This is a genomic window from Flavobacteriales bacterium (genome assembly GCA_021296215.1).
GTDB lineage: Bacteria > Bacteroidota > Bacteroidia > Flavobacteriales > ECT2AJA-044 > ECT2AJA-044.
In genome coordinates, this window is record JAGWBA010000012.1 from 1 (window position 1) to 22,310 (window position 22,310).

At 49.3% G+C, this 22,310-nt stretch carries 19 protein-coding genes; 10 read left to right on the plus strand and 9 right to left on the minus strand.

The window, feature by feature from the left end; all coding sequences use genetic code 11:
• Positions 1–101: 101 nt before the first annotated feature.
• The 5 genes from J4F31_03465 to ychF all read right to left on the minus strand — a co-directional run bounded on the left by J4F31_03465 (position 102) and on the right by ychF (position 8,673).
• Complete coding sequence (locus tag J4F31_03465) at positions 102–2,483, minus strand: choice-of-anchor B family protein (protein ID MCE2495629.1); 2,382 nt, start codon at positions 2,481–2,483, stop codon at positions 102–104.
• Between the two features lie 40 nt (positions 2,484–2,523).
• Positions 2,524–5,172, minus strand: a complete 2,649-nt coding sequence (locus J4F31_03470) for a DNA gyrase/topoisomerase IV subunit A (protein MCE2495630.1) — start codon at positions 5,170–5,172, stop codon at positions 2,524–2,526.
• Complete coding sequence (locus J4F31_03475) at positions 5,172–5,651, minus strand: hypothetical protein (GenBank protein MCE2495631.1); 480 nt, start codon at positions 5,649–5,651, stop codon at positions 5,172–5,174. The genes J4F31_03470 and J4F31_03475 overlap by 1 nt, the downstream gene beginning before the upstream one ends.
• On the minus strand, positions 5,648–7,501 hold the full coding sequence (locus J4F31_03480) for a type IIA DNA topoisomerase subunit B (GenBank protein MCE2495632.1): 1,854 nt from the start codon (positions 7,499–7,501) through the stop codon (positions 5,648–5,650). Before J4F31_03480 ends, J4F31_03475 begins: the two co-directional genes overlap by 4 nt.
• A gap of 77 nt (positions 7,502–7,578) precedes the next feature.
• Positions 7,579–8,673 (minus strand): redox-regulated ATPase YchF, encoded by a 1,095-nt coding sequence (gene ychF, locus J4F31_03485; GenBank protein MCE2495633.1) that lies wholly within the window; start codon positions 8,671–8,673, stop codon positions 7,579–7,581.
• A 117-nt stretch (positions 8,674–8,790) separates the two neighbouring features.
• On the opposite strand from ychF, the gene J4F31_03490 reads away from it, so the two are divergent.
• The 7 genes from J4F31_03490 to J4F31_03520 are packed head-to-tail and all read left to right on the plus strand — an operon-like array spanning position 8,791 to position 14,770.
• The gene (locus J4F31_03490) at positions 8,791–9,639 is read left to right on the plus strand and encodes a transketolase (protein MCE2495634.1); all 849 of its coding nucleotides are present in this window, start codon (positions 8,791–8,793) and stop codon (positions 9,637–9,639) included.
• 3 nt (positions 9,640–9,642) lie between these two features.
• Positions 9,643–11,037, plus strand: coding sequence for a VWA domain-containing protein (locus J4F31_03495; protein ID MCE2495635.1), 1,395 nt, complete (start codon positions 9,643–9,645; stop codon positions 11,035–11,037).
• 7 nt (positions 11,038–11,044) lie between these two features.
• Positions 11,045–11,995, plus strand: coding sequence for a transketolase family protein (locus J4F31_03500; GenBank protein ID MCE2495636.1), 951 nt, complete (start codon positions 11,045–11,047; stop codon positions 11,993–11,995).
• A 27-nt stretch (positions 11,996–12,022) separates the two neighbouring features.
• Positions 12,023–12,586, plus strand: a complete 564-nt coding sequence (locus J4F31_03505; GenBank protein ID MCE2495637.1) for an RNA polymerase sigma factor — start codon at positions 12,023–12,025, stop codon at positions 12,584–12,586.
• Between the two features lie 29 nt (positions 12,587–12,615).
• Positions 12,616–13,020, plus strand: coding sequence for a hypothetical protein (locus J4F31_03510; protein ID MCE2495638.1), 405 nt, complete (start codon positions 12,616–12,618; stop codon positions 13,018–13,020).
• 20 nt (positions 13,021–13,040) lie between these two features.
• Positions 13,041–13,565, plus strand: a complete 525-nt coding sequence (locus tag J4F31_03515; GenBank protein MCE2495639.1) for a hypothetical protein — start codon at positions 13,041–13,043, stop codon at positions 13,563–13,565.
• Positions 13,566–13,582: 17 nt separating this feature from the next.
• Positions 13,583–14,770, plus strand: a complete 1,188-nt coding sequence (locus J4F31_03520) for an aspartate aminotransferase family protein (GenBank protein MCE2495640.1) — start codon at positions 13,583–13,585, stop codon at positions 14,768–14,770.
• Here the strand turns inward: J4F31_03520 and J4F31_03525 are convergent.
• The 4 genes from J4F31_03525 to J4F31_03540 are packed head-to-tail and all read right to left on the minus strand — an operon-like array spanning position 14,767 to position 19,088.
• Positions 14,767–15,087 carry a thioredoxin family protein gene (locus tag J4F31_03525; protein MCE2495641.1) on the minus strand — a complete coding sequence of 107 codons (321 nt, stop codon included), beginning with the start codon at positions 15,085–15,087 and terminating at the stop codon, positions 14,767–14,769. The genes J4F31_03520 and J4F31_03525 overlap by 4 nt on opposite strands.
• Positions 15,087–15,452, minus strand: a complete 366-nt coding sequence (locus J4F31_03530) for a CoA-binding protein (protein ID MCE2495642.1) — start codon at positions 15,450–15,452, stop codon at positions 15,087–15,089. The genes J4F31_03525 and J4F31_03530 overlap by 1 nt, the downstream gene beginning before the upstream one ends.
• A gap of 22 nt (positions 15,453–15,474) precedes the next feature.
• On the minus strand, positions 15,475–17,928 hold the full coding sequence (gene priA / locus J4F31_03535) for a primosomal protein N' (protein ID MCE2495643.1): 2,454 nt from the start codon (positions 17,926–17,928) through the stop codon (positions 15,475–15,477).
• Positions 17,925–19,088, minus strand: coding sequence for a class I SAM-dependent RNA methyltransferase (locus J4F31_03540; GenBank protein ID MCE2495644.1), 1,164 nt, complete (start codon positions 19,086–19,088; stop codon positions 17,925–17,927). The genes priA and J4F31_03540 overlap by 4 nt, the downstream gene beginning before the upstream one ends.
• A 17-nt stretch (positions 19,089–19,105) precedes the next feature.
• On the opposite strand from J4F31_03540, the gene J4F31_03545 reads away from it, so the two are divergent.
• Genes J4F31_03545 through J4F31_03555 form a run of 3 tightly spaced genes read left to right on the plus strand, consistent with a single transcriptional unit; the run spans position 19,106 to position 22,292 of the window.
• Entirely contained in the window at positions 19,106–20,857 is a 1,752-nt protein-coding gene (locus J4F31_03545; GenBank protein MCE2495645.1) for a Na+:solute symporter, read from the plus strand.
• A complete protein-coding gene (locus J4F31_03550) occupies positions 20,857–21,585 on the plus strand; it encodes a class I SAM-dependent methyltransferase (GenBank protein MCE2495646.1) in 729 nt (242 codons plus the stop codon). The genes J4F31_03545 and J4F31_03550 overlap by 1 nt, the downstream gene beginning before the upstream one ends.
• Positions 21,582–22,292 carry a ZIP family metal transporter gene (locus tag J4F31_03555; protein MCE2495647.1) on the plus strand — a complete coding sequence of 237 codons (711 nt, stop codon included), beginning with the start codon at positions 21,582–21,584 and terminating at the stop codon, positions 22,290–22,292. The genes J4F31_03550 and J4F31_03555 overlap by 4 nt, the downstream gene beginning before the upstream one ends.
• Positions 22,293–22,310: the final 18 nt, after the last annotated feature.

Here is a 22,310-nt window from a genome sequence, read left to right on the forward strand (position 1 = left end):
TTGAGGTGAATTTTCGTCTCTTCATTTACAGTAAAATTATTTATTAATTTCACTGTCCCAATTTTTGGGGTATCTACAAGGGAGCAAGGATTTTCGCTCGATTAGATCTTTACCCAGCGTATAGTCTGTCCAGATTGAGTTCTAATAAAATAAATGCCCGATTCCAGACCTTTCACATCAATGATGTGCTTGACATTTCCTTTTTCGATCGAATACGAACCTAGGTTTCGGCCGCTGATATCGACGATATCAAAATCAAGTGAAATACCTCGGTCGCCTATGGCTACAGTGAGCTGTTCCATTGCCGGATTCGGATAGACGCTGATGCCGAGATCTAACTCTTCTCCTGGTCCTATGCTGGATGATGCGCTATCTACTACTTCGAACTGATCGATTCCCGCCTCGACAAAGTGTCCACCCGTAGAAACCAAGTCAGCCACATACGCTCTGAATTGGACCGTGCTCAGATTGTTCGTGCAATCCAAGATCCGATAAGATGTCTGAATCCATTGACTTTGAGGCATACTCTGATCAAAGCGATCCAACTCGTAAGTAGCCGCACCATCATTCAAGAACAGGATCATGGTGTCGTTTGGCGTTCCCGATCCACCGGCATTTGCAAACCAGTGATAAACACTTAAATAAGGATCCGTGTAGCCATTCAAGTTCATTTGAGGCGAGCGCAACGTAGTAAAACCTTCATCTACATCGTCCCAGCCTGCACCCGATCCGGCGTCGTTTCCGGTAACATAAGCTTGGTCCAAACAATCGCCTTGAACATCCACGTCCGGATTAAATGGAGCACCGTTGTACGTGGTTCCTTCCGGTACGGCACGCTCCCAAATTCCGGTAGAGACCGTGCTCAAATTGCTCCAACCAAAGTCAAAACTAAAATCGTCGTAGTACCCGGGTTCTAGGTCCAGAGTAATGCTTGAAGTATTTGCGTCCACAACGATCGACGTACACTCAGTTCTGTATCCCCATGCTCCTGCCGATACATTATAAGTACCGTAAAAGAGCGGGGAGAAAGTCACTTGACCATTGGCATTCGTTGTTTCGGTATAGGTGTTGAAACCGTTGCTCATCACCACCGTTACACGAGAAAGCGCCGTGCCGTTACTGTCCACAACGGAACCATCCAAACTCGTGCTTCCCAATGGACTCAAGCTCGCATTCTGAGTTGTCAAAACACCATTAGCAAGTGTAACAGAGATCGTATCAGAAGTGTACCCGGGAGCCGAGTAAACCGCAAAATACGTTCCCGCATTTGGTGTACCGGTAGCGTAGAAACCGCTCAGATTAGCTCCTTCCGATATGCCAGATGTAAGCAATTCCACTTGACTCGTTGCGATCGGTGCGGACGTCGCCGCATCTGTGATCGTACCTTCAAGGTAACAGGCCTGCTGAGGTGTGTAACCCAAGACAAAAAGGCCTTGCTCCATATCGCTTACGTAGATGTTTCCGCTAGGGGCAAATGGATAAGCGCCCCAAGCTCCGTTGAATCCACCACCAGATAATGGTGAGCTGTCATACTGGCCCACGCGAATTACGTTGTATGGATATGTAGCGTCGTGAATCAAAATACCACTGCGGTACCAGCTCGTGTAAATGAATTGCCCCTTCACATAAGCGTTGTGAGGGATCACACCATTATTCGGTTCAGGTTGAACACGATCAACCTCGGTGATATTGCTCAAGTCGGTCACGTCATACGCTGCAACATAAGCACCAGAAACTTCATCCACAGTAAATACATGGCTTCCATCCTGGCTTACCCAAGCATTGTGAGAAAAAACGTCTGGAGTACTAACAGAGCCCATGGCCGAACCAATAGCTGACGGGTTGCTTACATCGATCGCAACCATTTCTCCTTGATAGATCGCACCACCCCATAGTGTGTCACCGCGCACCATCCCATCGTGTAAATAATACTCGTTGTAAATTCCGATCACGGGCGGAGCAGTATCATTCACCGTACAATCCAACAGCAAGGCACCACCAACACCAATATTTGCCCCGAACAAATAACAGATCCCGTTCTCGTCGATGTACAGGTTGTGAGCCGTTGTTAACGTTTGACCATTCCACGTTGGAAAGTAATTCCAGTACGCCGGATTCGAATTCGTGGCAATGTCACTCAAGTCCACAATCAAAAGTCCATCACTCGGGTTTCCCGGTGAACAGTTTGGCGAATCGTGCGTAACATAAGCTTTATCGCCCCATACTTTAACATCGCGCCATGTACTACAAACCCCGCCTATGTACGCTTTTTTCACGGGGTTGGCCGAGTTGGTCACATCGACGATACTGAAACCGTTCTGCGCGCCAACCAAGGCGTATTCATTTCCATTGCCGTCAGCATATCCCCAAATATCATTGAGGGTCTGCGTGTACGGTAGTTGACCCAAAAGGGTCATGTTTAGGTTTTGTCCCTGGGCAAACGAAAATACACTCAGAAGACAGAAAATTAGCAATCGCTTCATATTGAGTAGATAAGAGATTCTCAAAGGTAACAAATGGAAATCACTCAAGTTCCATAGAGAATTGACCATCTTCTGTAGATGAACCCCCGCCTTTATTATTAGATGTGTCATTCTCCGCCGGGGTTAGGTTCTCGCCCTCTCGGACGGATGTGTCCTCTTCAGGTTTTTCGGGCTTTGGCGGGTCTTTCTCAATGGCCTCCAGTAAGTCAATACTCTTGACCTTGTGCCTGGTCAACTGATTCCCCAATGCTTTTAGTCCTTTAACGGAAATGAACTCAGCCAAGTTCACCGTTTCATTCGGACGGCGATTCTTGTTGGGCATCTTCGTGTATTCGATCTCAATTTGAGGAATGAAATCACTGGTCACCAACTCTAGATAGGTTCCCTCCGTCTCTGGTATGAATTCTACCTTCTTGGTTTTATCGACCATTTCCGGAACAAATCGCTTCACATAGTAAAGCCCCTTCTCCCCTTCATAATAAACCACGTTCAGTAGTTTGTCCGGATCAAACTTCTCCAGTAAAACAACCTCGTCCTCAAAGTGAGTACTGAGTTCAAATCCGAGCAATCGGTACGATCCATTCTGCGCGACCTCCAATATGCGATCGTCCCCACTGAACGACCCCAGTAGTTCGCCCCGACCTTCCGTATTTAATTTTCGCACGGTGTCATCGAACCAAATCTTTTGAGGCTTCAAGGTGCTCACCCCCTCATCCCGAAGATCGATCCTCTTTATGGGGTTTTTCGTAACGATATTGCCTTTAGCCGCTCGACCTTTGATGATGAGCTCAGAAAAGTCCAACTCGAAATTGGTCTTCTTAAGCCTTTTAAGTTGACGCAGGTACACCATTACGGTTTCCGCTTCACCATTCGGATTGGCGGTGAAATATTCAACATATGAGCCTTTGGCCCCAGCCGTTAAATCGTATTCCCTATCTCTGGTGATACTGGAAACCGGGAACCGCTTAACGTAGTACGCCCCCTTCGGACCATCGCGATAGATCATATTGTAGGTCGTGCGCTTATCTTTTTTCTTCCAAACGGCCACATGTATGATGTCCTTACCAACAAAGGTCTTCTTGTCGACCCGGGTGACCATCATTTTTCCATCGCGCCTGAATACGATAATGTCATCGATGTCGGAGCACTCGGTTACGAACTCATCCTTGCGCAAGGCGGTTCCGATAAATCCCTCCTCCCTGTTGACGTAAAGGCGTTCGTTCGCTATGGCAACCTTGTTGGCCACGATGTCGTCAAATACTCGAATCTCGGTTTTCCGCTCGCGGCCCTCTTTATATTTGGCTTTCAGGTTTTTGAAGTAATCAATGGCGTAATCGACCAAATTAGCCAGGTGGTGCTTAACCTGCTCGATCTTTTCTTCAAGACCCGAGATGAACTGCTGCGCTTTATCCAGATCGAATTTAGATATGCGCTTGATGCGAATCTCTGTCAATCGCACTATATCTTCCTCGGTAACCGCCCTATTCAAATGCTTAGTGTGTGGCTTCAACCCTTTGTCGATGGCGGCGATCACTCCTTCCCAAGTCTCCTCTTCCTCTATATCGCGGTATATCCTGTTCTCGATAAAGATGCGCTCCAAATTCGCAAAATGCCATTGCTCTTCTAGTTCGTCAAGCTCTATCTCCAGCTCTCTTTTCAGAACATTAAGTGTGTTCTCCGTGCTCAGTCTGATCAAGTCACTGATACCGGCAAAGTATGGACGATCGTTTTCAATGACACAGCACAAGGGGCTTATCGATACCTCACAATCCGTAAAGGCATAGAGTGCATCGATGGTTTTATCCTGACTGAGGTTCGTTGGAATGTGGATCAGGATTTCTACGTGCTCAGCCGTATTGTCTTCGATCTTCTTGATCTTCATCTTTCCCCTATCATTCGCCCTTAAAATGGAATCGATCAGGCTGGTAGTTGTAGTTCCAAACGGAATCTCACTTATTCGAAGTAAGTTTTTGTCTTCGACCGAAATCCGCGCTCGCACCTTGATACGCGAACCGCGAACTCCATCGTCGTACTGACTGAAATCAGCTATTCCTCCGGTCGGAAAATCAGGAAATAGCTTGGGCTTTTTACCGCGTAAAGTATCGATACTCGCATCGATGAGTTCAACGAAGTTATGAGGCATGATCTTCGTCGATAATCCGACCGCAATGCCTTCTACTCCTTGCGCCAACAAAAGTGGAAACTTGACAGGTAAGAACACGGGCTCCTTTCCTCTACCGTCATAACTAGCTTGCCAAGTCGTGACCTTTGGTGAAAAAACGACCTCTAGAGCGAATTTAGACAGTCGAGCTTCTATATATCGTGGTGCCGCTGCGCGATCCCCGGTATAAATATTACCCCAGTTACCCTGACAATCGATGAGTAAATCCTTCTGTCCTAATTGCACCAAAGCATCCGCAATAGATGCGTCCCCGTGAGGGTGATATTTCATGGTGTGCCCGATCAAATTGGCCACTTTGTGGTAGCGACCATCTTCCATCTCGCGCATACTGTGCAGTAAGCGACGTTGTACGGGCTTGAGTCCGTCTTCAAGGGCCGGAACGGCACGTTCTAGAATGACATATGAAGCATAGTCAAGGAACCAGTCCTTATACATGCCCGATACTTTCGTACTCGTAGCCGCCCCCTCCTCTTCTAATTCATTTGGTTCAAATTCCTCTTCTGCCATCAATTCTTCTCTTTGGCGGTCCTATTCTGCCGCTTGATCTTGTCCAATGATTTTTTGAGGTGTCTTTGTTTGCTCCTCGAAAGGAATGTAATGTTGAAATGCCTAACGGTCATTCCTTTTTTGCTCTTGATCTTGATCGTTACGGTTCTTCGAATAATGCCCGTGATCTTGTAGTCGATGAGCTTACGCTTGGGAAACTCGGCAGTTTTAGTCAGCCCCGGGAAGAACCGTTCTACCAAAAAGTACCGACTCTTAAAGATCAATACTTCTCCATCGGAGTCGTACTCGAAGTACGGCTTACCCAATAACAACAACAGTATCGCCACTCCAGCACTGCTGATCGATAGCGTGTGGTGTTGAAAGTATTCCGTCATGGTACCATCTACTCCACTTACGAGCAGATCAATAAGAATACCTAACAGCAATAGGGCGTATAACAGCACGAAACGCTCATTAAGATGTTCGTTGGTCAGTCTCATACTCCGTCGTCTATCAGGTCTTTCTCCACACGGAGGTTATCAATTATGAACTCCTGACGCTGAGGAGTATTCTTCCCCATGTAAAATTTGAGTAAGTTGTCGATGGTGGAATCCTTTCCGATCAGCACGGGATCAAGCCTGATATCCTTACCAATGAAATGCTTGAACTCATCGGGTGAGATCTCACCCAATCCCTTGAATCGAGTGATTTCGATCTTGCCTTTCAATTCCTCCATGGCCGACCTCTTCTCACTTTCGTCATAACAGTAAATGGTCTTCTGCTTGTTTCTCACCCTAAATAAAGGTGTCTGGAGGATGTACAAATGTCCCTCGCGGATGAGCTCCGGGAAGAACTGCAAGAAAAAGGTGATCAATAGAAGACGAATGTGCATACCATCAACATCGGCATCCGTCGCGATGACAACGTTATTGTAGCGAAGTCCCTCGAGGCCATCTTCAATGTTCAATGCAGCCTGAAGGAGATTGAATTCCTCGTTCTCGTACACCACCTTTTTCGTTAAGCCATAACTATTCAGAGGCTTTCCCTTTAAACTAAAGACGGCCTGCGTGCGGACGTTCCGCGCCTTGGTAATGGATCCGGAAGCCGAATCACCCTCCGTGATGAACAAAGTGGTCTCTAAGCGATCCTCTGTCTTTTGATTGTCGTAATGTGAGCGGCAATCCCTCAATTTTCGGTTGTGCAAGCTCGCTTTCTTCTGACGCTCACGCGCTAACTTCTTTATACCCTGAAGCTCCTTGCGCTCGCGCTCGGCCTGCATGATCTGCTTTAACCATATCTCTGCTACGTCTTCGTGCTTGTGGAGGTAGTTGTCGAGATTCGTCTTGATGAAGTCATTTATGAAGGTGCGCACGGTCGGGCCGTCGGGACCCATTTCCGCGGAGCCGAGCTTGGTTTTGGTTTGGCTTTCGAAAACCGGCTCAATGACCTTGATACTTACCGCAGCCACTATTCCTTGGCGAATATCCGCAGAATCAAAGTTCTTATTGTAGAACTCACGGGCCGTCCTTACAATGGCTTCACGGAATGCGCCTTGGTGGGTACCCCCTTGTATGGTGTGCTGGCCGTTAACAAAGCTGTAATACTGTTCGCCGTACTGTTTGCCACTCACGGTCATGGCAACCTCTATGTCTTCTCCGCGCAAATGAATTATAGGAAAAAGCACTTCTCCATCCAGGTTATTTTCCAAAAGGTCTTTCAACCCATTCTCGGAATACATTTTTTCACCGTTGTAGACGATCGTTAATCCCGGGTTCAAATACACGTAGTTCCAGAGCATTTTTTCTACATACTCTGTCCTATATGCGTAGTTTCCGAAGATCTCAGTGTCCGGAACGAAGAAGACCTTTGTTCCTTTGCGCAGGGATGACTCAGCGAAAGGTTCATCCGAGGTCAAGGCCCCGCGCTCAAAATCTGCGATCTTGGTCTGATTATCACGTACGCTCTGAATGCGAAACTGCTCCGACAGAGCATTTACGGCTTTGGTTCCTACACCGTTTAGTCCTACCGATTTCTTAAATACCTTGCTATCGTATTTGGCACCAGTGTTGATCTTGCTAACGACGTCCACGACCTTTCCCAAAGGCACACCACGACCATAATCGCGTATCGTGACGGTGTTGTTCTTGATCGAAACCTCGATCGTTTTACCGTTCCCCATGACGAATTCGTCGATGGAGTTGTCCAAAACTTCCTTGAGCAAGATGTAGATCCCATCGTCGTGGGCCGAACCATCTCCTAACTTCCCAATGTACATACCCGGCCGCAACCGAATATGCTCTTTCCAGTCGAGCGACCGGATACTATCTTCTGTATACTGATTTTCCGCCATCTCGCCACTAAAATAGAGCATTTACAGTGCCCGTTGCGCGCAGCTTGCAGCGAGTTTTTAACAGGTTTTTCAAAACCCTAGACATTGAAGCGGAAATGCATCACATCGCCGTCCTGAACTATGTACTCTTTTCCTTCAATGTGAATTTTTCCTGCCTCTCGGCACGATGATTCACTCCCGTATTTTACGTAGTCCTCGTAGTGGATGACCTCTGCGCGAATAAAGCCCTTTTCGAAGTCGGTGTGTATAACTCCTGCCACTTGTGGTGCCGTAGATCCAATGGGAATGGTCCACGCGCGAACCTCTTTGACACCAGCGGTAAAATAGGTTTGCAAATGCAGCAATCGGTACGCTGCCCGTATGAGTTTATTTACACCGGGTTCTTCCAATCCAAGGTCATCCAAGAACATCTCACGCTCTTCATAGGTCTCCAATTCGGCAATATCGGCTTCTGTCGTTGCGGCGATCACCAACACCTCGGCATTTTCGTCCTTAACGGCTTCACGAACGCGATCCACGAATTCATTACCCTCGCGGAGCGAATTCTCATCGACGTTACAAACGTACATGATCGGCTTATCGGTCAACAGGAACATATCTTGAACGAACTCTTCCTTTTCTTTTGCTTCGAGTTCAACGGCTCGAACACTGATTCCGCTCTCCAATGAAGTCTTAACCTTTTCGAGTACCGCTAATCGTTTTACAGCGTTCTTGTCACCCGTACGAGTAAGCTTTTGAAGCTTCTCCATTTTCTTCTCGACCGTTTCAAGATCCTTCAACTGAAGCTCTATATCAATGGTCTCCTTGTCACGAACGGGGTCGATATTCCCATCGACGTGGGTAATATTCTCGTTTTCAAAACAGCGAAGTACGTGCAGAATGGCATGGGTTTCACGAATATTACCCAGGAACTGATTTCCCAATCCTTCTCCTTTACTCGCTCCTTTTACCAATCCAGCGATGTCAACGATCTCAACGGTAGCCGGCATTACCCGCTGCGGATTTACCAACGATTCTAGCATGGCCAATCGATCGTCTGGCACATTGATCACGCCTACGTTCGGCTCAATGGTGCAAAACGGATAATTTGCCGACTGGGCCTTTGCATTACTTAAAAAGTTGAACAAGGTCGATTTCCCCACGTTCGGCAAGCCTACGATACCACATTTCATTACTTCGCGATTTTAGGCCGCAAAAATAGGAATTGCACAGCACCTATTTATCAAAAGAAACCAACAACACTTCCGCTTTACCGTGTAAAGGAATAGTTTTGCACAAAATTATCGCACATGGCCGATCTCGCTTCTCTTCAAGACATCGTATCCCAAACCCGCAGAGATATCGTACGCATGGTACACGCCAACAACTCCGGCCACCCCGGAGGATCATTGGGTTGTACAGAGTATTTCACTGCCTTGTACCACGAGGTCATGGACTACAAAAAAGGGTCCTTTGATATGGATGGCCGAGGCGAAGATCTTTTCTTCCTCTCCAACGGTCATATTTCACCGGTATATTATTCAACGCTCGCACGCGCAGGATACTTTTCGGTGGATGAGCTGGGAACATTCCGCAAGATCGATTCTCGCCTTCAGGGGCACCCTACCACACACGAGGGGCTTCCGGGAGTGCGCATCGCCTCTGGTTCTTTGGGGCAAGGCATGTCCGTAGCCATTGGAGCGGCATTGACCAAGAAACTCAATAAAGACGATAAACTCGTTTTCAGCCTTCACGGAGATGGCGAGCTTCAAGAAGGACAGATATGGGAAGCTACCATGTACGCGGCCCACAACAAAGTGGATAACCTTATCGCTACCGTTGATTGGAATTCCAAGCAGATCGATGGCGATATAAAGGATGTGCTTGATCTTGGTGACTTGGAAGCGAAATTCTCAGCCTTCGGCTGGATGGTCATCGTTGAAGAAAATGGGAACGACTTGCAAAAGGTCATCGACGTGCTCAATAAAGCGAAATCGATGACGGGTCAAGGAAAGCCTATTATTATCTTACTAAAAACCGAAATGGGCAACGGTGTCGATTTCATGATGGGCACGCATGCTTGGCATGGTGTTGCACCGAACGACGAACAGCTCGCCAGCGCATTGGACCACAACCCCGAAACAATGGGCGATTACTGATCCATGCACAGACTTCGGTTCATAGCGGTAGTTGCATTTCTCGCCGTAGGCGGAAATTATAAGGCTTCAGGGCAGGATCTTGAAAAGCCAAAGCCTCCGAAGACCCGCATTCTCTTTGTTTTCGACGCGTCGCAGAGTATGTATGCACAATGGGAAAGTGGTACCAAGATCCAGATCGCCGAGCGGCTCATGAACCGAATGCTCGACAGTTTGGCACAAGTGCCCGATCCGAACTTTGAATTGGCTTTGCGCATCTACGGACATCAGAAGCCCGTTCCACCTCAGGACTGTTCGGATACACGACTCGAAGTGCCCTTTTCGGCGAACAACATACGTCGGATCAAACAGAAATTAAGCGAGATCCGACCAAAGGGGACTACGCCCATCGCGCGTTCATTGGAGAAAGCAGCAAATGATTTTCCAAGCAATTGTAGCGATTGCCGAAACGTGATCATATTGATCACCGACGGCGTTGAGGCCTGTGACGGCGATCCCTGCGCAGTGAGCCGAGCACTTCAAAAACAGGGCATCATACTGAAGCCATTCGTTATTGGAATCGGTCTCGACGACCAGTTTAAGGAGAGTTTTGAATGCGTGGGGCAGTACTACGACGCATCCAATGAACGTACTTTTGAGAACATTCTCGGACTCGTGATCTCACAGACGCTGAACAACACCACGGCGCAAGTGAATCTGCTCGATGAGCGCGGTTTACCCACGGAGACCGATGTGAACATGAGCTTTTACGACATTACGAGTAGTCAATTGAAGTACAACTACATCCACACGATCAATCACCGTGGGAACCCGGATACCATCATTCTGGATCCCTTGATCGAATATAGAATGGTCGTCCATACGATTCCGCCCGTAAGCAAAGACAGCATAAAGATCATCCCGGGAACACATAATGTGATCGCGGTAGACGCGCTTCAAGGGTGGCTGCAATTGAGGGTCGGTGGCATCGGAGGAAATCGCGGTTATAAGTGTATCGTGCGACGTGCAGGAACTATGCGGACCTTGAACGTCCAGGACTTCAATGAAAGTGAGAAGTATTTGACCGGTAAATACGATCTAGAGATCCTGACCCTGCCACGCTATTTAGAATACGGAGTTCAGATTCAACAAAGCACCACCACCAAGATCGAGATACCGGTACCGGGGTTGGTGACGTTGAATGCCCCTACGAACGGATCGGGCAGCTTGTATGTTGAAGACGGGAACGAGCTCAGATGGATCGTGAACCTTCCATCGAATAAACGACAAAACACATACTACCTGCAGCCGGGTAGATATCGCGTGGTCTACCGACCGCAAAACGCCAAGGAATCGATTTATACCATTGAAAAGAAGTTCAGTATTGAGTCGGGTGGCTCAACTGTAGTGAACCTCAAATAAAAGCCCCATGATAGAATTCATTAACCAAGGTAGCAAAGACACTCGTTCAGGATTCGGTGCCGGATTGAGTGAACTCGGTGAAAAGAATGAAAATGTCGTTGCGTTGTGCGCCGATCTAACAGGTTCGCTAAAAATGAATGACTTCGCGGATCGTTGGCCCGAGCGTTTCTTTCAGGTGGGTATCGCCGAAGCGAACATGATGGGCATCGCGGCCGGACTCACCATCGGTGGAAAGATACCTTTCACGGGTACGTTTGCCAATTTTTCGACTGGTCGAGTTTACGACCAAATTCGTCAATCGATCGCCTACAGCGGCAAAAACGTAAAGATTTGCGCATCGCATGCTGGCTTGACCTTGGGTGAAGATGGAGCTACGCATCAAATCCTCGAAGACGTAGGTATGATGCGCATGTTGCCGGGTATGACCGTCATAGTGCCATGTGACTACAATCAAACCAAGGCCGCAACTTTGGCGATCGCCGATCATCAAGGCCCTGTATACTTGCGCTTTGGTCGTCCGAAAGTGGCGAACTTCACCGAAGATGGAGCTGCCTTTGAGATCGGAAAAGCGCAACTACTTCAAGAAGGTTCAGATGGGACCATCATCGCCAACGGCCACCTGGTTTGGAAGGCTTTGGAAGCGGCGAAAACCCTCGGTGATCGTGGCGTTTCGGCCGAAGTGATCAATATGCACACCGTAAAACCACTCGATTCTGAGGCCATCATAGCCTCGGCAAAGAAGACGGGTCGCGTTGTTTCGGCAGAAGAACATCAGCGTTTTGGTGGATTGGGAAGTGCCGTTGCAGAAGTCCTGGCTCAAGAACTCCCTACTCCAATGGAAATGGTAGCAGTGAACGATTCGTTCGGCGAAAGCGGTACTCCTGAGCAACTGCTCGAGAAGTACGGATTGGGCACTTCAAATATCGTGGATGCGGTAGATCGCGTGCTGGCCCGTTAAACTTTTGGCTAAAGGCCGCATCTTTGTGTGAAACGCACAAAGCGGGTGACTACCGAGGAATTCTTATCGCTTCGAAAAAAAGAGGGTACCGAGCGCGCCTATACCGCCTTGGTGCACCATTATTCGAAGCCGATCTACTTTCAAATAAGGTATATTCTATTCGATCACAGCATAACTGATGACCTCGTTCAAGAGACCTTTTTAAAGGCCTGGAAGAATATACACAGTTTTACTGGGCCTGGTTCGGTTGAGGGCTGGTTACGCAAGATCGCGACCAATGAGGTGCTGATGCATTTGCGCAAAACCAAGACGCGGGTATCGCTTGTTTCGAATGAGGTTGAAGCAGAGGACGGCGTGTTCCACATCGAGCCGCAGGCTCCCTCCTATTGGAATCCCCGCGATGGCGAAGAACGCTTTCTGTTGGCCATTGAGCAGCTGCCCGAAAAACAGCGTCTCGTTTTTACGATGAAATACTTCGAGGATATCACGTACGTGGAAATGGCCGAGCAATTGGGCGGATCCGTGGGTAGCTTGAAGGCGAGTTATCACCACGCCGTGCAAAAACTCAAGGGTGAACTCGGTGAGGATTAAACCATTGAACCTACGCTACATCTTAGATAATGATGAACGATTTAAACAAATACGAGAAGCCCAGTTTCGAACCCGATGAGGAGTATTGGAATGAGTTGCAAGATCGCTTACTCTCGATTCCGACCGTTACCGAAGCCGATCCGAAGATCCGATCTATTGGCCAGTACCGCTGGTGGGCAGTCGCCGCTGTAGTTGCCCTTTTGATCACGGCCATTCCTTTTACGCAGAGCAATGAGACCGGAGGCTTAACGGCAGAGGATGTCGCATTATACCTAGAGAACGATGGAGCCTGGATGGTAGAGGATTTGGCGTTCTACGAAGAAGTTAGTGAGTCGGAGACTTTGGTAGAATTCGGCTTTGAATCAGAAGAGATAGACCTTCTGTACATGGAGGGTGTGGACTATATAGAGGGTTATTTGAACACGGACATTTAACACAGAAACACACAAATACTATGAAAAACACAAAGATCACCTTAATGGCCTTGACCCTATTGACCGGGTTCGGGAGCACAGCTCAGCCTTACAGAGAGAAAATGAGCATCAGCATGGAAAAAGTAGAGGCGAAAAAGATCGCTTTCATTACGGAGCGGCTCGACTTATCTCCAGAGCAGGCTCAGAAGTTCTGGCCCGTGTACAACGAATTTCAAGACAAGTTGAACGAAGCGCGAAAGGATCAACTCGAGATCATTCGGCCCTCGAGAGATGAACCCAATCGGACGAGCCAAATGAGTGACGAAGAGCTGGCGAAGATGATGGAAATGCGTTTCGACTTAGAGCAAAAGGAACTCAATCTAAAAGTTGAGTATCATAAGCGATTCCTCAAAGTGTTAGAAACGCGTCAGGTAGCCCGGCTGTACACGGCAGAACACGAATTCAAGCGCTTCCTTTTCGAGGAAATGCGTTCTGAAAGAGGTGAACGTGGAGAGCGCGGCGAAGGTCGTAAAGAACGTGAAAAGTCCTCCGGCTTATTTGAATAGCGACGTATATTAGCGATGTGAGTCGCAGAGAAGATTTCTTTCAATATCAAGCGCAAACCACCGATTTTGCATCGGGGTTTGAAGTGGAGCGCGCCGAAGGGTGCTACATCTACGAGCGCAATGGAAAACGATACCTCGACCTGGTGGCCGGGGTTTCGGCTTGTAATATGGGGCATGGTCATCCGAAGATCAATGCGGCCATCAAGGCCCAGATAGACGACTACCTGCACGTAATGGTCTACGGAGAGTACGTTCAGGGAGCCCCCGTTGAACTCTCCAAAAGACTCGCATCCCTCCTTCCCGATCCGCTGGAATCCGTTTACCTCGTGAACTCAGGAACAGAAGCTATTGAGGGCGCCTTGAAGTTGGCCAAGCGGTATACCCGTAGATCGAACATCGTAGCTGCGCGCGGCGCATACCATGGAGCCACTCACGGTTCATTGAGCGTAACGGGAAACCACGGTTGGACCCGCTCCATGCGGCCATTGCTTCCGGGTGTTAAGTTCTTGACCTTCAATAACGAAGACGAACTTGCCTTAATAGACGAAGCTACAGCAGCCGTGATACTGGAGACCATTCAAGGGGCCAACGGGTTCGTTACTCCGGAGAGTGACTACCTCCATAAGGTGCGAGAGCGCTGCAATGAAACCGGAACTCTGTTGATCTTCGATGAGATACAACCCGGTTTCGGGCGAACGGGAAAGCTTTTCGGATTTGAGCATTATGGTATAGTTCCCGACATCTTGTGTATCGGAAAAGCTATGGGTGGAGGTCTTCCCATTGGAGCTTTCGTGAGCTCAAAAAAAATTATGGATGTGCTGCGCAGGAACCCCATGCTGGGTCATATTACCACCTTCGGAGGGCATCCGGTCATGGCGGCAGGGGCTTTGGCGCACCTCGATGCTTTGTATGAAGAAGAGGTGATGGACAAGATCGCCGAGAAGGAGGCTCGATTCAGGGCTGGACTGGAGCATCCGGCCGTTGAGGCCGTAACCGGAAAAGGATTGATGCTCGCTGCGCATTTAGACGGCGCAGAGTCGGTTCAGAAGGTTGCGAAACTGGCGATGGAAAAGAGGTTGATCCTCTTCTGGCTACTGTTCAAGGGGAATGCGCTGCGCATAACGCCACCGTTGATCATTAATGACGAGCAAATCGATTGGGCTTGTAAGGTTATCCGTGAATGCCTCGACGAGGTTAGCGCTTAGGCCAAGTGTTTATGGAGTTTCCCGAGTTTATCGTTCAGGTCCGGCATTTGCATATAGGCTCCAAGTCGTTCCATTTCCTTTCCTTCGAGCATAACGATCAACGTGGGAACACCCATGATGAGGAGAGGTCCGGCCAGGCCGGGTAAGTGCATGAGGTTGATTCGCGCCACGGAAAGGTCGTGATCTTGAAAAACCTCGTTCACCTTCGGCTTTAAAACGTCACAGATCGCGCACGTTGTTGTGTAGAAATACACGCCACACAATGGGTTTTGGTCCAGAAATGAGTGGTACTCTTCGGGGGTATGGATCTCCGTCATCAGTATTGTCCGGTGCTTAATAGTACGAGGGTACAGGCGACTTCGGTTTCAATACCTCGGCCTGCGGCCAGATGAATCAATTCCGGGTTTTCCGTGCCTGGGTTAAAGATGATGCGCTTGGGATTTAGGTCCAGTAAGTAATCATAGTATTCGGGCTGTCGTGCCGGCCCCACATATAACGTAATGGTTTCAACATCATCGACTTGAGGCTTGCCCAATTCTATGCTTTGTCCACCGATCACGCCATCTCGAATACCCAAAGGCACCACGGGAATCTCATTTCGCTGCAGCAGCGTCGTAGCTCGGTACGAGTATCGCTCGGGGTTCGGTGAAGCACCTAGTACCAATGTTTTTCCTTGATTCATAACCATTTAATACACAGCAAATTTACTGGGGATCTACATCAACCACAACGCGCACGCCCTTAAAATCGTTGTGGTCCTTCAATTGTTCTATTAACTGAGTTACGAGCTCTTTGACCATATGCAGACTTTCACCCATGGCGAGCTTGAGCATGATGTTCTTGTGGTACTGATTCCTCACGCGGGCTATGGCCGGAAATTCCGGACCGAGCACTTCTTTGGGAAACCGCTTGCGCAATGGGCGCGCTAAGGCTTCGGAGGCCCTGTTCACGCGATCCAAGTCGCGATGACGCACATTCAAACGAATTAATCGGTAAAAGGGCGGATAATGAAAGTGTTTGCGTTTATCTAATTCCAGCTTTGCCCGGTGTTCATAGTCGGATCGCTGCACATCGAGTAGCAAAGGATGTTCGGGCTTGTACGACTGTATATACACATGACCGCGCTCCCCTTTTCGGCCCGCACGCCCCGCGACCTGCACCATCAATTGAAAGGCACGCTCGAACGCCCTGAAATCGGGATACTGCATCATGGGGTCAGCTGCTAAAACGCCCACGAGCTTCACGTGATCGAAGTCGAGCCCCTTCGTCAGCATTTGCGTGCCTACCAGAATATCGATCTCCTGCCGCGCAAAACGATCGATAATATCCTGATACGCATCCTTTCGACGCGTAGTGTCCCAATCCATACGCCCTATTCGGGCGGATGGGTACCTCAGTCGCAACTCTTCCTCGATCCGTTCGGTACCGAAGCTTTTCGTTCTTAGATCGGTATGTCCGCATGCCCCACACTTCTGCGGAAACTGTTGGCTGAATCCACAGTAATGACATTTCAGCGTGTGTATCTGCTTATGATACGTTAAGCTCACATCGCAATTTTGGCACTGTGGCACCCAACCACATCGTTGACATTCAACAATGGGTGCGAATCCTCTACGATTCTGAAATAGAATAACTTGACCATTTTCACTGAATGTGTTTTCGATCTTCTTCTTGAGTACATCGGAGAGGATCACGGGCTGACCCGGAGTGCGTTTTTCACGCCCGAGGTCAATGAAATGAATCTCGGGCAATTGAATGTCGCCAAAGCGCTTTAGTAGCGGCACGTAGTCGTACTTACCCATACGGGCATTGTGATAGCTTTCCAAGCTTGGAGTAGCTGAACCGAGGAGGCATCGGGCCCCATTAAGCTTGGCCAAGTAAATGGCCGCATCGCGACCGTGGTATCTTGGAGCAGGATCGAACTGTTTGAAGCTCGATTCGTGCTCTTCATCGATAATGACCAGCCCGAGCTTCTTAAAAGGAAGAAATACCGCAGAACGTGCACCCAGTACAATGTCGTAACTGTTTTCCTCGGGAAAGCGAGCCACCGCCTGCCATACTTCGGCGCGCTCGTTTTGACTGTAATGACTGTGAAATACCCCAATTCGATCTCCGAAGTATTTCTTTAATCGCTGTATGATTTGAGTAGTTAAAGCGATCTCCGGAAGCAAGTACAGTGCTTGTTCTCCCCGCTCAAGGGCTTCTTCGATCAAATGAATATAGATCTCCGTTTTGCCACTTCCCGTTACCCCGTGAAGCAGCTGAACACGGCGTTCTTGCATGCCCTTTCGCAGGTCATCGAGCACCCGTTCTTGATCCTGATTGGGTGGCTTTGCCTCCTCCTTGCCCTCTGATGAGAACGACAGCCTTGAAAGCTCGTGTTCGTAACTCTCGGCAATTCCTTTGTCGCGCAGAACCGTTAGCACTGCTCTGTTGACTCCGTGCAACTTTTGCCATTCAGCGGCCGTTCTACCGGGGTGCAATGCTCGTGCATCGTCGAGCATTTGAAAAAGTGCCGTACGTTGTTTTGGGCCCTGAGCAACTGACTGAAAAGCCTGTTCTAACAAGTCGTCATTTTCGGGTAAGAAGGCCAATCGCCACAGGATCTCCTTCTTGCTTTTGAATTTCTCTTCGACCCGCTCAACCACTTCAATGACACCGAGATCAATCATGCTCTTGATCAATGGATGAACGGTCACTTTGCCAATGACATCCGAGATCTCACCCAAACTGAGCTCATCTTGTTGTTCCAAGGCCTGAGCAACTAGAAACTGATCATCGGTGAGTTGGTCGGCATCAATGGCTCCTTCGGCGATCCACTTCACGCGGGTTTGGCTTTCCAGTTTTAGTCCGGCCGGCAACGCGGCAGTCATTACTTCGCCTAAAGAACAGGCGTAATATTCGGCCATCCAAGCCCAAAAGCTCAACTGATGCTCCCCGATCAAAGGCGCTGAATCCAGAACTTCGATCACCTCTTTAGCTGAATACCGGTCGGGGGCTTCATTATGAACGCGAACGACGACTCCTGTATAGATCTTCCGGCGACCCAGAGGCACCAAAACCCTAAATCCGGCCGAAAGGCCGACATCCTTAGGTACCGCATACGTAAACGTGCGCGGTAACGGCACAGGCACTATGACGTCGGCATAGGCCTTCATTGTTCTTTTTTCTTGCCACTAAAAAGTTTGAACTCGAGGTAGCGGCAATCGATGGAACCATTGACCATGGCAACGCGGCGACTCGGGCGCAAACCGATGTGTTTGCTGGCCTGTACTTCACCGTCAGGAGCCAATATATAGGCCTTCCATCCGGGGAAGTCGTGCTTTAGCCAAGTTCCTATGCCACTGTAGAGCGGCTCTATGTTGGCCGAAATTCGCTTGTCGTAGGGCGGGTTCGTCACAATGAACCCAAATGGGCCGCTCTTTTGCACTTCTCGGTAATCGCACGATTTCAGTTCGATATAATCGTCGATCAGCGCGTGCTCCATATTTTCCTGAGCTTCCCGTATGCTCCTCAAATTGCGGTCCGATCCGTAGATCTTATAATCGAATTCGCGAACCCGATTCATGAGTCCGTCCCAGATCTTGTTTTGAAGGTCCTCATCGAATCCGGGCCAGTTCTGATAACTGAACTTCGATCGAAAAACGTTGGCCGGAATATTCATAGCGATCAGGGCCGCTTCACTTAAGATCGTTCCGGAGCCACAAAAGGGGTCGATGAAATCGCCTTTTCCGTCCCAGTGCGTCATCATGACCATTCCGGCCGCGAGCACTTCATTCAATGGCGCTTGCCCTTGATTCACCTTGTAGCCGCGACGGTGTAGTGAGTCCCCCGAACTGTCGAGCGAAACCTGCACGCGATCTTGACTCCAGAGAATGTGAATATTCCAATCGGCATTCCTGGTATCTACCGAAGGGCGACGCCCTTTATCGGCCTGTATCCTGTCGACGATGGCATCCTTAACCTTGAGCGCTGCAAAATGACTGTGTGTAACCGATGCTTTGACTAAAATAGCGTGCACCGCCAGGGTCTGATCCAAACCGATCCACTCACTCCAAGGCATTGCTTTAATGCCTTCGTACAAGGCCGTTTCGTTCGCGGCGCTGAATTTATGGATAGGCACCAATATACGCAGGGCCGTTCGTAAGCTGCGGTTCGCTTTATAAATAAACCCAAGGTCTCCGTAAAACTTCACCGCCCTCTTGAGGGGTTCTATCTTTTGAGCGCCCAAACGCAATAATTCGGCAGCCAAAGTCTCTTCCAATCCTTGAAGAGTGGTGGCCACCATTTCCCTCAAATCATCATTCTGTGGTAACATCGCTCAAATGTAGCTAAATGTATAGTTTTGGGGTCATGCATTTATCGAACCTCGACTGGACCCTCTTGGTCGCCTTTTTCGCGATCTCTACGGCGATTGGCCTGTATTTCAGAAAACGCGCAGGCAAAAGTCTGGCCGAATTCTTTCTCGGAGGACGTCAATTCCCCTGGTATTTGGCCGGTGTTTCGATGGTAGCGACCACCTTTGCCGCCGATACTCCACTTGCCGTAACCGAACTCGTTGGTCAGCACGGTATCTCCGGAAACTGGCTTTGGTGGAGCTACCTCATGGGCGGAATGCTCACTACGTTTTTCTTTGCTCGGTTATGGCGACGGGCCGAAATCCTCACAGAGGTCGAATTCATTGAGTTGCGCTATTCGGGTATGGCCGCTGCTTTCCTACGCGGGTTCAAGGCCGTATACCTCGGGCTCTTTATGAACGTACTCGTCATCGGCTGGGTGAACCTGGCATTGATGTCCCTGTTACAGGTATTCTTCGGACTTAGCGAAGGAACTGCACTGCTCTACACGGCCGGAGCCATGCTCATTGCCGCCGGCTACAGCTCACTCAGCGGGCTTTGGGGCGTGGCAGTGACAGATGCCTTGCAATTCGTAATCGCTATGACCGGAACGGTCGTATTGGGCATTTTAGTCCTAAAATCTCCCGAGATCGGAGGCCTCGAGGGCCTCACCCAAAAGGTTCCCGATTGGAGCCTGGAATTTTTTCCGCGCCTCAACGGCGCGATGGATACCGCCCGTGCCCTATCGATCTCATTCGGTACCTTTTTGGCTTACGTCGGTATGCAGTGGTGGGCGAGCTGGTACCCGGGAATGGAACCCGGTGGTGGTGGTTACGCCGCTCAACGTATGATGAGCGTTAAAAAAGAAGAAGACGCCCTGTACGCCACCCTTTTCTTTCAGATCGCTCACTACTGCCTGCGACCATGGCCATGGATATTGGTCGGACTCTCGGCTATGGTTCTATATCCCGAGTTGAGCGACGGTGACCTCAAACTAGGTTACGTGATGGCCATGCGCGATTACCTCCCCAACGGCTGGCGCGGGCTCTTATTGGTGGCCTTTTTTGCCGCTTACATGAGCACGATCAGCACCCAACTGAACTGGGGCGCCGGATACTTGGTGAACGACGGATTCAAGAGGTTCATCCGGCCGCAGGCCGAAGAAAAAGAACTCGTGCGGGTGAGTCGAATCACGACCATTGTACTGATGCTCATTGCCTTGTACGCTACTACCCAAATGGAGAGCATCAGCGGGGTGTGGAGCTTTTTAATCGAGTGTGGAGCCGGGCTCGGAGGCGTGCTGATACTGCGCTGGTACTGGTGGCGAATCAACGCCTGGAGCGAGATCAGTGCCACGCTGACACCGATCGCAGCTTATGCCTTGGCTCATTTCGCTTTCGACTGGGTGTTCCCGAACTCGTTCTTTTTTACGGTCGGACTCACAACCGTGGTATGGTTGGTCGTCACCTTCGTTACTCGTCCCGAAAGCAAGGAACACCTACAGGCCTTCGTAGATCGCGTGCGGCCCGGTGGATGGTGGCCTCAAGCCGGTGAGGATCAAGAACGTCCGCGAATGGGATACCTGTTCATGGCCTGGATCGGTGCTGTTGTGCTCACCTATTCCATACTGTTTGCCACCGGAAAATGGCTACTTTTCGGCTTCGATGACGCTGTGGTGTATTTGATCTCGGCTGCGGTCGGATTCATAGCTCTGCGATTCGCAATGAAAAAAACGACAATTTTGCAGTGATGGAATGGTTTAAATCTTGGTTCGACACCCCATACTACCACTTGCTTTATCGCAATCGGAACGATGAGGAGGCACAGGGATTCATCGATCGGTTACTCGAATATTTGAACGTATCAAAAGAAGCGCGCGTTCTGGATGTCGCATGCGGAAAAGGGCGTCATGCCATCTATATGAACGAAAAAGGATTCAATGTCACTGGAATCGACCTGTCGGAACACAGCATCATGGAGGCAAAGGAATCCGAGAATGATCGACTTCGTTTTTTCGTACGCGACATGCGTAAGCCTTTGAAACACGAGTACGATGTAATTCTGAACATGTTCACCAGCTTTGGCTACTTCGAGAACAGGAACGAAAACCGCATCAGTATTAATCACCTGGCCAAGGCCCTCCACCCGGACGGCTGTTTGGTGGTCGATTTCCTGAACAGTAAAAAAGCTCAGTTACAGCTCGTACACCGCGAAAAAAAGACCGTAGACGGTATCGATTTCTTTATTGAACGTGAGTTCACGGGCGAATCCTTCATAAAACGCATTCGTTTTATGGCTGATGGGGAGGAACAGGAGTTTCAGGAACAGGTGCAGGCGCTGACACTGGCTGACTTTAAAGAGTGTTTCGAAGATGCAGGGCTACAGATCGTCGATACGTTTGGCGATTACGATCTCGGACCCTTTCACGCCTTGAATTCGGACCGTTTGATCCTCATCGCTATAAAGACCGCCGTATGACCATAGCCCTGCTCCTACTTGCGGTGGTTCTTGGTGTTGCAGGAGCCTTTGTGTTTCCGGCTGAAGGAAAGGGGCTCAAGTATTTCACAGCCTTTAGCGGTGGATTGCTCCTATCTATATCTTTCTTGGAACTGCTTCCCGAAAGCTTCAAGGAATTGGGTAGTTCGGTCGGATTCTGGATCCTGGCAGGTTTCTTTCTACAGATCATACTCGACTTTTTCTCCAAAGGCCTAGAGCACGGTCACGTTCATCTCGATGACAAAGAGCACGGCCGCGTCCCTTACTTGCTCCTAGTCGGTTTATACCTGCACGCCCTGCTCGAAGGGATGTCTTTACACGAACACGCATCGGGCGATATTCTCTCACGCGATCACAACCACGGATTGCTGTGGGGTATCGTGGTGCACAAGATCCCCGTAGCCCTGATCCTATTCCAATTCCTGCGGGTCAAGCAAATCAAATGGCCCGGACTCTTTGTATTGATGGCCATTTTCGCCCTCATGAGTCCGCTGGGCAGGTTCATGTCCGAATATGTGCAAGCCCTGAACTCGGCTCTGCCGAAAGTCAAAGCCCTGGTCGTGGGCATCTTCCTGCATATCGCTGCTACGATTCTGTACGAGTCGACCGAATCGCATAGATTCAATGCCCTCAAGTTATTTGCTGTGGGTATCGGCCTTGCGGCCGGATGGGCAACTGTAGCCTTTTAGTCGACCTATATCGCATAA

Bases quoted from the DNA above. Each gene is read 5' to 3' on its own strand.
- J4F31_03515 (MCE2495639.1), top strand. From the start codon at position 13,041: ATGAAAAACACAAAGATCACCTTAATGGCCTTGACCCTATTGACCGGG.
- J4F31_03550 (MCE2495646.1), top strand. From the start codon at position 20,857: ATGGAATGGTTTAAATCTTGGTTCGACACCCCATACTACCACTTGCTT.
- J4F31_03495 (MCE2495635.1), top strand. From the start codon at position 9,643: ATGCACAGACTTCGGTTCATAGCGGTAGTTGCATTTCTCGCCGTAGGC.
- J4F31_03530 (MCE2495642.1), bottom strand. From the start codon at position 15,452: ATGAATCAAGGAAAAACATTGGTACTAGGTGCTTCACCGAACCCCGAG.
- J4F31_03510 (MCE2495638.1), top strand. From the start codon at position 12,616: ATGATGAACGATTTAAACAAATACGAGAAGCCCAGTTTCGAACCCGAT.
- J4F31_03500 (MCE2495636.1), top strand. From the start codon at position 11,045: ATGATAGAATTCATTAACCAAGGTAGCAAAGACACTCGTTCAGGATTC.
- J4F31_03555 (MCE2495647.1), top strand. From the start codon at position 21,582: ATGACCATAGCCCTGCTCCTACTTGCGGTGGTTCTTGGTGTTGCAGGA.
- J4F31_03465 (MCE2495629.1), bottom strand. From the start codon at position 2,483: ATGAAGCGATTGCTAATTTTCTGTCTTCTGAGTGTATTTTCGTTTGCC.
- J4F31_03475 (MCE2495631.1), bottom strand. From the start codon at position 5,651: ATGAGACTGACCAACGAACATCTTAATGAGCGTTTCGTGCTGTTATAC.
- J4F31_03525 (MCE2495641.1), bottom strand. From the start codon at position 15,087: ATGACGGAGATCCATACCCCCGAAGAGTACCACTCATTTCTGGACCAA.
- J4F31_03470 (MCE2495630.1), bottom strand. From the start codon at position 5,172: ATGGCAGAAGAGGAATTTGAACCAAATGAATTAGAAGAGGAGGGGGCG.
- J4F31_03545 (MCE2495645.1), top strand. From the start codon at position 19,106: ATGTATAGTTTTGGGGTCATGCATTTATCGAACCTCGACTGGACCCTC.
- J4F31_03490 (MCE2495634.1), top strand. From the start codon at position 8,791: ATGGCCGATCTCGCTTCTCTTCAAGACATCGTATCCCAAACCCGCAGA.
- J4F31_03480 (MCE2495632.1), bottom strand. From the start codon at position 7,501: ATGGCGGAAAATCAGTATACAGAAGATAGTATCCGGTCGCTCGACTGG.
- priA (MCE2495643.1), bottom strand. From the start codon at position 17,928: ATGAAGGCCTATGCCGACGTCATAGTGCCTGTGCCGTTACCGCGCACG.
- J4F31_03540 (MCE2495644.1), bottom strand. From the start codon at position 19,088: ATGTTACCACAGAATGATGATTTGAGGGAAATGGTGGCCACCACTCTT.
- ychF (MCE2495633.1), bottom strand. From the start codon at position 8,673: ATGAAATGTGGTATCGTAGGCTTGCCGAACGTGGGGAAATCGACCTTG.